Annotated in this window: 11 protein-coding genes; 8 read left to right on the top strand and 3 right to left on the bottom strand. The window is 66.3% G+C overall.

Features of this window, described 5'->3' with window-relative positions:
* Positions 1-364: 364 nt before the first annotated feature.
* Both D7S89_RS27325 and D7S89_RS00725 read left to right on the top strand, forming a co-directional pair.
* Positions 365-538: a hypothetical protein gene (locus D7S89_RS27325; protein ID WP_183085053.1), complete on the top strand. Its 174-nt coding sequence runs from the start codon at positions 365-367 to the stop codon at positions 536-538.
* Positions 539-793: 255 nt separating this feature from the next.
* On the top strand, positions 794-2,320 hold the full coding sequence (locus D7S89_RS00725) for a GGDEF domain-containing protein (protein ID WP_121274824.1): 1,527 nt from the start codon (positions 794-796) through the stop codon (positions 2,318-2,320).
* A gap of 74 nt (positions 2,321-2,394) precedes the next feature.
* Here the strand turns inward: D7S89_RS00725 and D7S89_RS00720 are convergent, their stop codons facing one another.
* Both D7S89_RS00720 and D7S89_RS00715 read right to left on the bottom strand, forming a co-directional pair.
* Positions 2,395-3,138: a 4'-phosphopantetheinyl transferase family protein gene (locus tag D7S89_RS00720; RefSeq protein ID WP_245982571.1), complete on the bottom strand. Its 744-nt coding sequence runs from the start codon at positions 3,136-3,138 to the stop codon at positions 2,395-2,397.
* A 342-nt stretch (positions 3,139-3,480) separates the two neighbouring features.
* Positions 3,481-4,494, bottom strand: coding sequence for an alpha/beta hydrolase family protein (locus D7S89_RS00715; protein WP_121274823.1), 1,014 nt, complete (start codon positions 4,492-4,494; stop codon positions 3,481-3,483).
* A gap of 141 nt (positions 4,495-4,635) precedes the next feature.
* Here D7S89_RS00715 and D7S89_RS00710 point away from each other — a divergent pair, with 141 nt between their 5' ends.
* The 4 genes from D7S89_RS00710 (at position 4,636) to D7S89_RS27320 (ending at position 8,048) form a co-directional block, all read left to right on the top strand.
* Positions 4,636-5,589 carry a LysR substrate-binding domain-containing protein gene (locus D7S89_RS00710; RefSeq protein WP_121274822.1) on the top strand — a complete coding sequence of 318 codons (954 nt, stop codon included), beginning with the start codon at positions 4,636-4,638 and terminating at the stop codon, positions 5,587-5,589.
* Positions 5,590-5,790: 201 nt separating this feature from the next.
* Positions 5,791-6,501: an ABC transporter ATP-binding protein gene (locus D7S89_RS00705; RefSeq protein WP_121274821.1), complete on the top strand. Its 711-nt coding sequence runs from the start codon at positions 5,791-5,793 to the stop codon at positions 6,499-6,501.
* Between the two features lie 153 nt (positions 6,502-6,654).
* Positions 6,655-7,881, top strand: a complete 1,227-nt coding sequence (locus D7S89_RS00700; protein ID WP_245982570.1) for an MFS transporter — start codon at positions 6,655-6,657, stop codon at positions 7,879-7,881.
* Entirely contained in the window at positions 7,878-8,048 is a 171-nt protein-coding gene (locus D7S89_RS27320) for a hypothetical protein (protein WP_183085098.1), read from the top strand. Before D7S89_RS00700 ends, D7S89_RS27320 begins: the two co-directional genes overlap by 4 nt.
* A gap of 323 nt (positions 8,049-8,371) precedes the next feature.
* Here the strand turns inward: D7S89_RS27320 and D7S89_RS00695 are convergent, their stop codons facing one another.
* Complete coding sequence (locus tag D7S89_RS00695) at positions 8,372-9,085, bottom strand: autoinducer binding domain-containing protein (RefSeq protein ID WP_121275932.1); 714 nt, start codon at positions 9,083-9,085, stop codon at positions 8,372-8,374.
* Positions 9,086-10,026: 941 nt separating this feature from the next.
* Here D7S89_RS00695 and D7S89_RS00690 point away from each other — a divergent pair.
* Both D7S89_RS00690 and D7S89_RS00685 read left to right on the top strand, forming a co-directional pair.
* Positions 10,027-13,149: a transglycosylase domain-containing protein gene (locus tag D7S89_RS00690; RefSeq protein ID WP_121274820.1), complete on the top strand. Its 3,123-nt coding sequence runs from the start codon at positions 10,027-10,029 to the stop codon at positions 13,147-13,149.
* A gap of 165 nt (positions 13,150-13,314) precedes the next feature.
* Positions 13,315-15,438, top strand: coding sequence for a 3-hydroxyacyl-CoA dehydrogenase NAD-binding domain-containing protein (locus tag D7S89_RS00685; RefSeq protein WP_121274819.1), 2,124 nt, complete (start codon positions 13,315-13,317; stop codon positions 15,436-15,438).
* Positions 15,439-15,463: the final 25 nt, after the last annotated feature.

Raw genomic sequence — 15,463 nt, 5'->3', positions numbered from 1 at the left:
CACACCAATGGGCTCAAGTGCTTGCACCGCAATGAATCCACGACAGAGAGCGCCATCGTCAGCACCCTGCCCCCAGCCTGCCCATGAAAATCCGTCACATGCCAAGCCGGAAAACTTGTCTATACACGCCATGACCCTTCCCGTGCCACGCAATCGGGCGACGGCACCTCGGCGGTGCATGCCGCTCGTGCCTGACGCGACGTGCCGGTGCACCGAGCCGAGCCCCGCGCCCCGTGCCGGCACTTGGCTGGCCGCGCTCGCACGGCGCGCGTACGGCGCCAGGTATGGACCATGCTTCATTCCAGGTGACCTCCGGGCACCCGCCCTTTCAGCCACGAAGAAAAGACGACAAGGACAACGACAAATGAACCTCATCGAATTGGCCAGAGAATCCGGTATGGCTGTCTTGCTCGATGCGCGGATCGGCCGCGAGGAGTACTTCAGCGTGAGCGGCTCGCTCGCCGCGCTCGCCCGTTTCGCGGACGCGGTCCGTGCCGAGCCGCAGCCAGCCGAGACGCCCGAGAACGGCAAACGCTGACGCGCGCGGTGCCGGGCCGCCGCGCTCGATCGCACCGGTTTGACCCGCCTTCCCTCTCCCCACCCTCGCTGGATTTCGTCAGGCGAATCGTCGGCGCCCGCTATACTTGTCGACGATCCGATCTGCGAGTTCGCGCGCAACCGCTCGCAGGCCCGCCGTCCTCTAGCCGGCATTCGCACGCACGAACTTGCCCATGCGCTGTCCGCTCTTCTCCGCCTTTGCGCATTCGCGCACGCCCAGCCCGCCCACCGCATCATGCTGACCCGGCGCCCCAACCTCATCATCGCGTTGAGCGCGGCGCTGGCTGTCGTGTTTCTCGCGCTGTGCGTGCTGGTGCTTTGGCAAATGCGCAACGACGCGGCCCGACGTGCCCAGGACGGCGCGCGCAACCTCGCGCTGCTGATCGAGCGCGACACGGCCCGCAACCTCACGCTGTACGACCTTTCGCTGCAAGCGGTCATCGAAGGCATGCGTCTTCCCGATATCGCGCAGTTACGCCCCGAGGTGCGCCAGATGGTGTTGTTCGACCGCTCGGCCAGCGCCGAGGACGTCGGCGCGATCCTCGTGATCGATGCCGAGGGCAACGTCGTCTACGATTCGCGCTCTCTCGCGCCCAAGCATGTGAGCGTGGCCGATCGCGACTACTTCAAGGTGCAGCGCCAGTCCGACGCCGGCCTGTACGTCAGCGGCCCGTTCATGCCGCGTCGTTCGGGCGGGTCGATCAGCATCGCGATGAGCCGCCGGCTCTCGCGCCCCGACGGCAGCTTCGCCGGCGTCGTCGTCGGCACGCTGCGGCTCAATTACTTCCGCAAGCTGTTCGCGGGCATGAATCTCGGCCCGAAAGGCTCGATCGCGCTGATGCGCGCCGACGGCACGCTGCTCATGCGCCGGCCTTACGACGAGCAGCGCATCGGTCAACCGGTCATCGACGCCGAGCGCTTCGAGCGCGCCCCGAGCGGTACGTTCTATGGCCAGGCAACCATCGATGGCGTCTGGCGCTGGTACGCGTATCGCCGCATCGGCGACTTTCCGCTGATCGTCGACGTCGCGGTGTCGACCGACGACATCTACGCCGAGTGGCGCCATCGCGCCTGGGTGCTCGGATCGATCGTCGGCGTGCTCGACATCGCCATCGTCGCGATGTCGCTGCTGTTCGCCGGCCAATTGCGGCGCCGCCTCGACGCCGAAGCGGAACTGAACGTGCTCGCGCGCACGGACGGGCTCACGCGCCTCGGCAATCGCCGCGCATTCGACGAGCTCGGCGATGCCGAGTGGCGCGCTTGCGCAGGTGGCCGGCTGCCGCTCGCCGCGCTGCTCATCGACGTCGATCATTTCAAGGGATTCAACGACCTGTACGGTCACGCGGCCGGCGACGACGCGCTGCTCGCAGTCGCGCACTGCATCAAGGAGGGACTGCGCCGCCCGACCGATCACGCGGTCCGCTACGGCGGCGAAGAGTTCGTCGTGCTACTGCCGGCCACCGAGGCCACCGGCGCCATGTGTGTGGCCGAAAGCATTCGCGCGCGCGTCGAGGCGCTCGGTGTGCGCAACGCGGCCAGCGTGCATGGCGTGCTGACGGTCAGCGTCGGCGTCGCCAGCACGACACTGCGTGCATTCGTCGAGCTGCGCGCACTCGTCGATGCAGCCGATGTGGCGCTTTACGCAGCCAAGGCAAATGGCCGCAATCGCATCGCATGTGACGGGGCGGGACCGGATGGCAGCCCCCCGTCCGACAGCGCCGTAGCGGCACCTGCACGGCCCCATTTCGATCGGGCAGTTTGAGTGTCGTTCGACGCTCGCCACCCAGTAGACGCTGCGGCTACGCAGGCGACAGGCGGCGCGCGCCGTCGGCCCCGTCAGCGCAGCGCCTCTCGCGACCACGCCACGCACGCGCTATAGCCTGCCGGCGCCACGCACCACCGCGCCTCGTACGCATCGACGCCCGAGACGCCAACCCGTGCCGGCACCGGCGTCAGATGAACGTCGGGCACGTCGACGTTCGCTCCGAGCACCGAAAAGCCGGTCATGCCGCCCTCGACCGCCATCCCCGCACCGAGCGCTTTGAGTAGCGCCTCCTTGGCGGTCCACACCGCATAGAACGCCTCACGGTGCGCTTCAGGCGAACGCGCATCGACGTACGCCCGATCGCGCGGCCCGAACGTGCTATCGGCAACCGAACGCCAATCGAAACCGTCGCGCCATGCCTCGATGTCGACGCCGACCCGGCGTCTGCGCGACAGCGCAATCAACGCGTACTCGCCCGCGTGCGAAAGATTGAAGTCGTATTGCTCGTCCCAAGGCGCGGCCAATCTCGGGCGCCCCGTCGTATCGCTGACGAAGCGCAGTGCGTGAGCGGGCACGGCGAGCCGCGCCGCCAACGCTTCGCGCAACGCGGCCCTGCCGGCGGCATGCCGCAACGCATCTTCGCGGCGCAAGAAGCGCGCAGCGCGCGCCTGTTCGTCGTCGGCCAGCACAGCGTATGCGCGCGCATCGAGCGATGCATGCATGTCGATCGAGACGCGCAACAACTCGACGCCGGCCGCTTGAGCATGCGGCACATCGAGCGCGATTGTTTCGAACGGAGAACGATCGTTATGCAAAACCATGTCGGGCAAGGGGCGGCGCGGCCTACTAGAGGAAATCCTCGAATGAAATTGATGCGCCGCGTATGCCCGCGGCATGCGGTACGTATGGTGCACGTATCTCGGCTTCGCATGCTCCTACCAAATGTGGCAGTTCCCGATTCGCATAGGAATCGCTTAAATCCGGCGACTTGAGGTCTGTTCGCATGCGGGACGCAGACACGGCTTCGCAAGCGAACAGATCGGGCCTGCTACGTCGATGCGTTGACGAGAAGGAATGCAGCTGAAGCTCACAGCGAGCCCTGTCGAAGCGTGCTCCGATGCGGCCCGTTCGCTTTGACGCCGAGCGCAGAGCACGGCTCAAGCTTCGCTTACGCCGCTCCCGTGATGCAGCGCAGGCCCGCGCTCGGAGACAAGGCGACCCGGCGCATCGCTCGCGAGCGTGCCGGTGCGAATCCAGCGCAGCGCGATCTGCCAAAGGGTGGCTTCGAAACGACGATGAAAGAACGAAAAATGTCCGATCTCCTTCACGCCGGCTTGCGCCGGCTCGACGCGCCAATGCGCGCGCGTCGCGCTGCCGCTGAAGTAGCCGAGCAGCCGCTCGATCGCAGCCACCGTGCCGAACGGATCGTCGGTCGTGCTGAAGGCGAGGATCGGCGCGCGCGCTTGCGCGAACTGGCTCACGAGCGCGGCGCGTTCGGGTTCGCTGCGGGCGAGCGCCCCATGCCGGTAGGTGTCTTCGAAGCGTGCCCGGCTGCGGCTCCACGACTGCGTGACGCCCTTGGGCGTGTCCTCCATCCAGCCGAGCCGCTGCGCGGGAAGGTAGCCGAACAGCGCGGCGAGCAGCGGCATCGCAAGATGCCATTTGACGAGCATGCCGGGCTTCGCGCGCGGCGCGTAGTCGCGCCAGTACGCGTACTGGGCGCCCATCGTGAAGATGCGCCGGATCGCATGATTCGACGGCGCGAGGCCGATGACGAACCCGCCGATGCTATGCGCGACCACATCGATCGGTTGGCCGGCGAACGCGCTTTGCGCATAGCGCAGCACCGCCTCGAAATCGAGCCGGCCCCAATCGAGCCAGGTTGCCCCGAAACCGGCGAGCTTCGCAGGCCGGCTCTCGCCGATGCCGCGATAGTCGTACACGATCACGTCGCACCCGCGCGCATGCAGGAACGCGGCGAAGCGGAAGTAGTAGCGGCAACGCACCGATGTGGCCGCGTTGACGATGACCACGGGCCGCGCGCGCCCGTGTGCCTGTTTGCTCTCGTAGCCGGCGCGCGAGCGCCAGACGAAGCCGCCGAGCGGGCAGCCGTCCGCGGCCGTCAGCGCGAGCGGCTGCGGCGCGAGTTCATTCGCTTGCGTTTCAATCATCCTCTCTCCCGCTGGGGGCCTGCGTGAAAGCGGCGCACGCTCCTCTTGACGCGGCACACGCGCACCGTTGGGCGTCATTTGACCTTGACGCGCGCATGGGCCTCAACCAATCTCTTTGCAACTTTCACATGAGGTAGACGCATGGCTACGCCCCTCGTTCGGCTCGCTTCGCTCGACCTGATCCGCGGCTTCGTCGCCGTCGGCCGGCGCATGAGCGTCACACTCGCAGCCGAAGACCTATGTCTGACGCAATCGGCCGTGAGCCGACAAATCCACTCGCTCGAAGATGCACTCGGCCTGTCGCTGTTTCATCGCGGCTACCGGTCGATCTCGTTCACGCCGGCCGGCGAGCGCCTCTATCGCACGGCCGACAGCGTCGTGCGGCAGCTGCAGGACGCGTTCGATTCGCTGCGCCCCGCCGAGCGCCAGCCCGTGACGATCACGGCCAGCATCGGCGTGACGGCATTATGGCTGCTGCCGCGACTCGGCAATCTGCAGCAACGTCATCCGTCGCTCGATGTGCGTGTCGCCGCGAACGACAAGCCGCTCGATCTGCGCGCCGAGGGCATCGACCTCGGCATTCGCTATGCCTCCGCCGAAACGGCGCCCTCCGGCGCCACGCGCCTGTTCGACGAATCGATCATTCCGGTCGCGCATCCGTCGCTGGGGCTGGCACGTCTGGACCCCCACTCGCTCTCGCAGCAGGTGCTGCTCGAGTTCGAAGGGCCGCGCCGTCCGCTGCTGCGCTGGGCCGACCACCTCGGCGCGATGGGTCTGGCCGATGTGCGTCCGCGCAGCATCCTGCGCTTCAACCAGTATGACCAGGTCGTGCAGGCGGCGCTCTCGGGCCAGGGCATCGCACTCGGCCGTGCCGCGCTCGTCGAGCCGCTCGTGGCCGACGGCCGCCTCATCGCACTGGGCGACGGCCCCGCCCGCACGAGCGGTTACGCCTATTGGCTCTATCGCGCCGACGACGCGGCACGCCAGGACGTCGCCGATGTTGCCGACTGGATCATCGGCGAAGCGCGCACGCACGAGCCGGCCAACGACAGCGTGCATACGGTGCGCGAAGCGGTTGCGGTTGCGCTGTCGTGAGGCGAGGTGAGGTGAGGCACGCGCCAACGCAAGGCGTGCGCTGACGCGACGTAACGTCTTTCGGCGAGACGGACGCGCTTCTCGAGCGGCACCCTGTCAGTTCTGGTAGTTGTCGCGACCGGATGCGGCTAGTGAAATCGACGGCATTGCGCGCAATGCCGTCGATCGGGAACGGGTGCGCCTTCAAAAAGGAGACGACGCGTGACCAGCCCGCTGCCGTTGCTGCAAATCGAAACGCTCGTTGCCGGCCACGGCAGGCTCGACGTGCTCAACGACGTATCGCTCGCCCTCGCCCCCGGCGAGCTCGCCTGCGTGCTCGGCCCTCCGGGGGCCGGCAAGACCACGCTGCTGATGGCGATCGCGGGGCTCGTGCGCGCCAAACGCGGCTCGATCCGCTTCGCCAACGAGGAAATCCGCCGCAAACGGCCCAGCGACATCCTCGCGCGCGGCATCGCGTACGTGCCTCAGAATCGACTGCTGTTCAGCAATCTGTCGGTGCGCGAAAACCTGCTCGCGGGCGTCTGGCGCGAGCCCGATCGCGCCCGCATCGAAGCCGACGTCACCCGGCTGTTCGAGCGGTTTCCCAGCCTGAAGGCACAAGCCACGCAAAGCGCCGGCAAGCTCTCCAGCGGCGAGCGGCAACGGCTGGCGATCGCGCGCGCGTTGATGTCGCGGCCGAGTCTGCTGCTGCTCGACGAGCCGTCTTCAGGACTTGCGGCACCCGACGTCGACGACGTATTTGCCCTGCTCGCCGAGCTCAACAGCGAAGGCACAGCCGTGGTATTCGCCGAGAAGACGACGCGTGAAGCGCTACGCATCGCGCGTCACGTGTACGTGCTCGAGCAAGGCCGCATCACGTTCGGCGGCGAAGCCAAGCACTTTGGCGCCGCCGGCTTCGCCCAACCGGCCTGAACGCCGCTGGACGCCCGCCCGCCGGCCCCGCATCGCATGCCTATGACGCATGCGATGCATTCCGAACTTTCGGTTGAGACGGACCCTTCCCGCGCGCTCCAATGGGTGTGAGCCGCCGGCATCGGGCCGCGGCGACACTCGGGGGAACGGGCGATGGGCAGTATCGGCAAAGCTTCGCTGCATCGGTGGTGGATCGTGATCGCGGGCGGTGCGGTCATGGGCGCGGCGCTCGGCACACGTCACGTACAAGGCCTGTTTCTGACGCCCGTCACACTCGATCGGGGCTGGACGCGCGAAGCGTTCGGCTTCGCGCTGGCGCTCCAGAATCTGCTGTGGGGGCTCGCGCAGCCATTCACAGGCATGATCGCCGATCGCTTCGGGTCGGCCAAGGTCCTCTTCGCGGGCCTGCTGGCTTATGCGTTGGGCCTCTTCGCGATGGCGCATTCGACGTCGCTCAGCGCCTATACGCTCGGTGCCGGCGTGCTCGTGGGGACGGCGTTGTCAGGGACAGCGTTCGGCACCGTCTATGGCGCATTGAGCCGGCTCGTCACGCCGGAGCAGCGCGGCTGGGCGCTCGGCGTCGCCGGTGCGGTCGGCGGGCTCGGCCAGTTCTGCATGGTGCCGATCACTCAGAGTCTGCTATCCGCTGTCGGCTGGGTCGCAACGTTGACCATCCTTGCCGTCGGGATGGCCATACTCGCGCCGCTCGCCATCGTACTGCGCGAGCCGGCCGTCGCAAGCACGGACAACGTCGCGCGCGAATCGCTGCGCACAGCCCTCGCGCAGGCGTTCTCGCACCGCGGCTTTTGGCTGCTCAACGGCGGCTTTTTCGCATGCGGGTTTCAGCTCGCCTTCATCGGCGCCCACCTGCCGGCCTACCTGCTCGACAAGGGCTTGAGCGCACGCGACGCCAGCACGGCCCTCGCGCTCATCGCGCTGGCCAACGTCGCGGGCACTTATCTATGCGGCCACGCGGGCACGTTGATGCGTCGCAAGTATGTGTTGTCGGCCATCTACTTTGCCCGCGCGGCGGCCACCGCGCTGTTCCTCGCGCTACCGCTCACGCCGCTCAGCGTCGACCTGTTCTCGTTCGCGATGGGCTTCATCTGGCTCGGCACGGTCCCGCTCACGAACGGCATCGTCTCGCAAGTGTTCGGCGTACGGTACATCGCGACGCTGTTCGGCTTCGTGTTCTTCGGCCATCAGCTGGGCGGCTTCTTCGGCGTGTGGCTGGGCGGGATCGTCTTCGATGCCACACATTCGTACGATCTGCTCTGGTACGGGTCGATCGCACTCGGCATGGTCGCGGGCATCATGCATCTGCCGATCGACGACGCTGCGCTTGCTGACCGCGCAGCACCGGTTGCACACGCCGCATGACGATGCGTACCGCCTCAGGCCGCCAGATCTTGCGCCGCGTGCGGGGCAAGTGCGCGGTCGGCGCGCTCTGCGCGGCGATCGCTGCGCTCATCGCCTGGTGCTTTGCCGGCTACCTGACGCCCACCGCCCTTTTATCACTGCTCACGACGATTTCCTTTTGCAGTTAATTGCAGATCGTTTCGCGAATTCCCTCTTTTCATCACCCAGTCACGATTACTGATCCCGGATATTTTCGGTTAATTTTTCGCGCCACAACCAGCGCCTGAAAAGGCTTTCACCGATACCGACCGATCTCACCCGCTTCCATGCCGCCGAGAAATCGACCTTAATTCCCAACCGTCGTTTGAATAGAGTTTGGAAACGATATTTCCGCCTCCATTTCCATTTTAGCAATACTGCAATGACACAGCACATGCCCATGAAGGCAATTGATCGCCGCCGGCGCAATTGCACGCCGCGTTTCGCTGCGCCTGCCGCGCCACCGACTCGCTCAGTTCAGCAAGCCCAGCATCGCGGCACGCACCACGGCCGCCGTCTTGTTCGTGGTCTTGAGCTTGGTGACCGCATTCTTCACGTGGAAGTTGACCGTATCGACCGAGATCACGAGGATCTTCGAGATCTCGCCAGAGGTCTTGCCGTCTGCCGCCCACTTGAGCACCTCGACCTCGCGGTCGGTCAAGCCGCGCTCGGGATCGGCCATCAACGTCGGCATCAGCACGCGCTTGAGCGACAGGTGCGCGGTATTCACCAGCCAGCGCATCTTCAGTTCGTTTTCAGCCAGCTCGGTCGCGCCGAGCGGTTCGCGCGAGCGCGCCAACGTGAGCATGCCGCCCACGCCGCAGCTATCGAATGCCGATTGCGCCCAGCCGAAGCGCAGCCCCGCCGCCTGCGCCTCGCCCCAGAACTCGGGCACTCCCGAGAACAACGAGTCGCTCCAGACCACTGGCGTTTGCGACCGGCGTGCGTGCTGCACCGTCGGGTCGATCTCGATGTAACGCGCTTCCTGATAGCGCTTCTGCCATGCCTCGGGGTAATTGTTGACCAAGCGCGTCTTCGGCTTGGACAGCGGCCAAGGTGCGCGCAGCCCATACGCGCAATATTCGAAGCCAAGCCCTTGTGCCGCGGCTTCGATTTTGCGAAATATCTCCAAATCGGAGGTTGATTGATTCAGTTCGTGCAACAGCTCTTCGGCCCAGCTTTTCATTGTTGCCTCCTTGTCGTCGCGCAACCGCACGCACGGCATGCGCGATACCGGAACGGCCGCACTTGGCGGCGGTAATCTCGACATCCCGGCGCACGCCCTCTCCACGCCCGGCCTATCGCCGGTCGCGGCTCTCGAAAGAGGAGCGCGCACCAAAGGCTCTTTATTTCAACACTGAACTGCGATTGAAGACTGCGGGACTCGCGCCTCGTCGCGATACTCAGCCGATCAGCTCAAGGGCCGCCGGCCGTTTTCTAATAAGGGGTATATGCTACCCCATTACAGCAATCGTGTATTGCCACCACCTCGCTTTACTTCAGCGCCAGCCTGACTGGACAACGCCAATGCTACCGCCCTATTGGCAGCGGGGCCCGCCACGATTTAAACACGACAATGATCGCACATTTTCGCGAAACAAGAATTCGAAGCAATGCTCTTTAAAATTACCGCCCGGAACGCAATTAAGAAATTAATACCGAAAATAATCGGGCGATTTTCCATGAACGTCAGAATTACACCAAGCCGTCGATGTCGTGCCCCGGCGCGCCGATATCCTAATTCTTACGAATGATCAGAGCAAACGAAAATCGTTTCCAGCTCTCGTAGTCAGGCCTTTGAAGCGAACCGGTCCCATCGGGCCGGCCCTTCGCGCCTTGCCTCGGGCTCGTGTTTTGCTCGCTTGACAGGCGAGTCGTGCTTACGCCTTCACGCGCGCGGCATGACCGGACAGCCCATTCGTGCGCCAGGCAACACCGGCTGTACAGGCGTTCCAGCATGATTAAACTAGTACCCAACGTCATCGGCGAAAAGCCGACGACACGGTGCACGGCGCGAGGCGCCGTTTTGCGCCGCGTACCCGGGGCGATATTCGGGGCCGGATGGGGAACGTCTTCCGACGCTGCCTTTCGGGCTGTGCGCGGCGCCGAGGCACTTCAGGAGTCACCATGAACCGCCCGCTTGCCCGCCTGCCGTTTCGCGCCATCGCCACGATGTCGCCGGGCACCCGTCTGAAGTGGCTCCTGATCCTTGCCGTGGCCGGCGCACTGGGCCTGCTGGCCTACTTCCTGGCACTGGAAATGCAGACTTCGCGCCTACAGGCGCGCTATCTGGCCGGCATCGGGCGCGAAGTCTCGTTCATGGTCGAGCCCGGCGCAAGCAACAGCATCCGCTTCCCGTCGCACGGCGGCCCCTACGACATGCGCCTCGGCTACGCGCGGCTGCCCGATATCGAGCAACGTCTGCGCGCGCGCGGCTACGTCGTGACGAGCCAAGCCCGCGACTCGTCGATGATGACCTCGATCGTCGACCGGGGACTGTTCGTGCCCTATGCGGAAAAAGATCAAGCCGGCCTGCAATTGTTCGATTCGCAAGGCGAACTCCTGTTCGACGCGCGCTACCCCGCGCTCGCCTATGACAGTTTCGAGGCGATTCCGCCGATCATCGTGAGCGCGCTCACGTTCATCGAGGATCGCTATCTGCTCGACATCAAGGAGCCGACCCGCAACCCCGCGATCGACTGGGGCCGATTCTCGCGCGCCCTGTCCGACCAGGCGTTGCGACTCGTCCATCGGGGTCAAGCGACGCCGGGCGGCAGTACGCTCGCCACACAGACCGAGAAGTTCCGCCATTCGCCGGGCGGTCGCACCGGATCGCCCCCCGAGAAACTGCGGCAGATCGCGTCTGCCTCGGTGCGCGCCTATCTAGGTGGCGAAAACACGCTGCCGGCACGCAAGATCATCGTCATGCACTACCTGAACACCGTGCCGCTCGCCGCGCAGCCCGGCATCGGCGAAATCCAGGGGCTCGGCGACGGCGTGACCGCCTGGTATGGGCGCAACTTCGACGACGTCAACCGGCTGCTCACCCAGGCGAGCTTCACGACGGGCGACGCGCTTGCGCCGGCCGAACTCGCCGCGCAAGGGCTCGCGTTCAAGCAGGTGCTGTCGCTGATCATCGCGCAGCGCGCGCCGTCACACTACCTCGTGCGCAACCGCGCAGCGCTCGATCGGCTCACCGACAGCTATCTGCGCGTGCTCGCCGCCAATGGCGTGATCTCGCCACCGTTGCGCGATGCGGCGCTCGCCGCCCCGCTCGAGTTGCACCGCGCGGCGCCCCCTGCGCCCGTCGAATCGTTCGTCGCGCGCAAGGCCCTCACGCTGTTGCGCGCTCGGCTACAAGGCGCGCTCGGCGTCGACAGCTTCTACGACCTCGATCGCTTCGATCTGACCGCGCGCGCGACGCTGAACAATGCCGTGCAGCGCACCGTCAGCGAAGGACTCGCGCGCGCGACGACCGTCGACGGCGCCAAGGCCGATGGGCTGTTCGGCTTCGAGATGCTGCGCCCGGGCGACAACCCGGCGAGAATCGCCTACAGCTTCACGCTGTTCGAGCGCCGCAACGGCGAAAATCTGCTGCGCGTGCAGACCGACAGTCTGAACCAGCCGTTCGACGTCAACAGCGGCGCGCGGCTGAACCTCGGCTCCACCGCGAAACTGCGCACGATCATCACGTACCTGCAGATCGTGACGACGCTGCACGAGCGTTATGCGTCGCTGTCGAACACCGAGCTCAAGCGCGTGCAACCCGATCCGCTCGATGGGCTGACGCGCTGGGCTCTCGACTACCTGCAGCACACCTCCGATCGCTCACTTCCTGCGATGCTCGACGCGGCCGTTGCGCGCAAGTACTCGGCGAGCCCGGGTGAAGCGTTCTATACGGGCGGCGGCGCACAGACCTTCACGAACTTCGACAAGTCCGACAACGGCCGCATCCTGACCGTGCACGACGCGTTTCAGCACTCGGTCAATCTCGTATTCGTGCGGCTCATGCGCGACATCGTTCACTACGAGATGGTGCAGGCCGCCGGCCCGTCGGAACACTGGCTCGACGATCCCCAACTGCGCCGCTCGTACCTGCTGCGCTTTGCCGATCAGGAAAGCCTCGTCTATCTGCATCGCTTCTACGTGAGGTACCACGGCAAGCGACCCGACGAGGCGCTCGATACGCTCATCGCCGACATGCGCAAATCGCCGCCGAAGCTCGCGACGGCACTGCGCAGCGTGGCGCCCGACGCACCGCAGTCGTGGTTCAACGCGCGCATGCGCGCAGCGCTGAAGGGCACGCCCGCGGCGACCATCCTCGACGACGAAGACCTAGCCAAGCTCTACGCGAAGTACGGCATCGACAAGTTCAATCTGAACGACCGCGGCTACATCGCAAGCGTGCATCCCATCGAACTGTGGCTGCTCGCCTATCTGCGCACGCATCCCGACGCGAGCGAGGACGAAGTGCGCAAGGCCAGCAAGGACGCGCGGCTCACGTCGTATGCGTGGCTCTTCAAGACGCGCCATCACCTGACGCAGGACCGCCGCATTCGCCGGATGGTCGAGCTGCAGGCCTATGACGCAATCGGCAAGTCGTGGCGCGCGCTCGGCTATCCGTTCGAGCGGGTCACGCCGTCGTTCGCGGCCGCCGTCGGTGCGTCCGGCGACCGGCCCGATGCGCTCGCGCAGTTGATCGGCATCGTCGCCAACGACGGCAGGATGCTGCCGCCGCAGACGATCGGCACGCTCGACTTCGCCGTCGGCACACCGTATGAAACGCACTTCGCGCATGCCGCCACGCCGGGCCGCGCCGCCGTGAGCCCCGAGATCGTCGACGTCGTGCACGGACTGCTGCGCGACGTCGTGCTCGGCGGCACAGGCGCCCGGCTCGCCACCGGCCTGCCGCTCGGCAACGGGCGCGTCGTCGACGTCTACGGCAAGACCGGCACCGGCGACCAGCGCTTCGATGTCTACGCGCGCGGCGCGCGACTGATCGAATCGCGCAAGGTCAACCGGACGGCCACGTTCGTGTTCGTCGTCGACCATCGCTTCTTCGGCACGCTGACAGCCTATGTCCACGAACCGTACGCCGCGCGCTACGCGTTCACGAGCGCGATGGCCGTACAGTTGCTGAAGTCGCTCGGCCCGTCGCTCGCCCCGCTGTTCGCCGATGACGGCAAAGCGCATCCGAGTGCCCCGCCAGCAAGCGCGCAAGCGCTCGACGCTTCGCCGCCCTCGTTCTAAGGCTGCCCGCGCCAGTGCCAGGCTTCCCAGCCGCATCGGCCGCATCAGCCGCAACGTCAAAATCCATTTGACGGTCTGTCAATTTAAGCTTGAATTGTCAATTGCGCTTAACCGCTCGACAATCGGTGCACGCTCTTCCTGCCCGGAACTCGGAATAGACCCACCATGACCCAATCGACTCCTGCCCCCGTCGTGTCCTCGACGTTGCACGGCAACGTTCTCGTTCTCGCCATCGATCATCCCCCCGTCAACGCGCTCAGCGTCGATGTGCGCCGCGGCCTGCTCGCGGCCATCGAAGCCGCCGAGCTCGACGCCGCCGTCGCGGCCGTGCTGATCGTCGGTGCCGGCCGCAACTTCATCGCCGGTGCCGACATCCGAGAATTCGGCAAGCCGCCGCTGCCGCCCCTGCTCCCGGCCGTCTGCAATCGCATCGAAGCCTGCTCGAAGCCTGTCGTCGCCGCCATTCACGGCGCGGCGCTCGGCGGCGGACTCGAGATCGCGCTGGCCGCGCACTATCGTCTGGCCGTGGCCGGCGCCAAGCTCGGCCTGCCTGAAGTGCAGCTCGGTCTGCTGCCAGGCGCGGGCGGCACCCAGCGCACGCCGCGTCTGATCGGCGCCGCCGCTGCGCTCGATCTCATGCTGTCGGGCCGTCATGCAAGCGCCGAGGAAGCCGCGACACTCGGGCTCGTCGACCGGCTCGGCACGAGCGACGACGTGCTCGGCGAAGGCCTCGCCTACGTGCGCGAGCTGCTGGCTGCAGGGAGCGCAGCGCGTCCGACGCGCGCCGCCGACGCATTGGCCGACGAAGCCGCCAGCCGCGCCGCAATCGATGCGGCGCGCAAGCAGACGGCATCGCGCTCGCGCGGACTGTTCTCGCCGCTGAAGATCATCGAGGCCACTGAAGCCGCGCTGACGCTGCCGTTCGACGAAGGCCTCGCGCTCGAGCGCAAGTTCTTCCTCGAATGCCTCGAGAGCCCGCAACGCGCGGGGCTCGTGCATGCGTTCTTCGCCGAGCGTGAAGTCGCGAAGGCCCCCGAAACCCGGGCGGCCACGGCGCGCCCGATCGCCAGCGTCGGCGTCATCGGCGGCGGCACGATGGGTGCCGGCATCGCCGTGGCCGTGCTCGACGCGGGGCTGCCCGTCACCATGATCGAACGTGACGATGCCGCGCTCGCACGTGGCAAAGCGCAGGTCGAGCGGGTCTACGACGGCCTCGTCGCAAAAGGCCGCATCAGTGCCGATGCGAAGGCCGCCGCGCTGGCGCGCTTCACGGGCAGCACCTCGTATGACGCGCTGGCCCAGGTCGATCTCGTCATCGAAGCCGTGTTCGAGGACATGGCCGTCAAGAAAGCCGTCTTCACCGAACTCGAGCGCGTCTGCAAGCCTGGCGCGATCCTCGCGACGAACACCTCGTACCTCGACATCGACGACATCGCAGCCACGACCTCGCGCCCCGCCGACGTCGTCGGCCTGCACTTCTTCTCGCCGGCCAACGTGATGAAGCTGCTCGAAGTGGTCGTGCCGGCGCGCGTGTCCGCCGACGTCGTCGCAACGGCGTTCGAATTCGCCAAGCGCCTGCGCAAGGTGCCCGTGCGGGCGGGCGTCTGCGACGGCTTCATCGGCAATCGGCTGCTGGCCGTGTACCGCACGGCAGCCGACTACTTGATGGAAGACGGCGCTTCGCCCTACCAGATCGATCGCGCGATGCGCGAGTTCGGCTATCCGATGGGCCCGTACCAGGTCGTCGATCTCGCGGGCGGCGACATCGGCTGGGCGGCACGCAAGCGCCGCGCGCCGACACGTGATCCGCGCGCCCGCTACGTGCAGATCGCCGACCGGCTGTGCGAGCGCGGCTGGTTCGGCCAAAAGACGGGCCGCGGCTTCTATCTGTATCCCGAGGGCGCACGCACGGGCACGCCCGACCCCGAAGTCGAAGCGATCATCGACGAGGAACGGCAACGCGCTGGCATCACGCCGCGCAGCTTCGGCGACGAGGAGATCGTGCGCCGCCTCATGTGCGCCGTCATCAACGAAGCCGCGAACGTGGTACGCGAAGGCATCGCGCTGCGTCCGCTCGACGTCGACGTGACGCTCGTGCACGGCTACGGTTTTCCGCGTTATCGCGGCGGCCCGATGAAATACGCCGACATGCTGGGCCTGGCCCACGTGCTGGCCGATCTGCGCACGTTCGAGCAAGAAGATGCGCTGTTCTGGAAGCCGTCGCCGCTGATCGTCGAACTCGTCGAACGCGGTGCCGACTTCGCCAGCCTGAACGGCACGGACGCCTAACGCCTCTCCTGTCAATCGATACCCT

The sequence above is a fragment of the Trinickia fusca genome (genome assembly GCF_003628145.1).
GTDB classification, from domain to species: domain Bacteria; phylum Pseudomonadota; class Gammaproteobacteria; order Burkholderiales; family Burkholderiaceae; genus Trinickia; species Trinickia fusca.
Note: the sequence above shows the minus strand (reverse complement) of the source record. Positions and strands in the feature narration are given on the sequence as shown.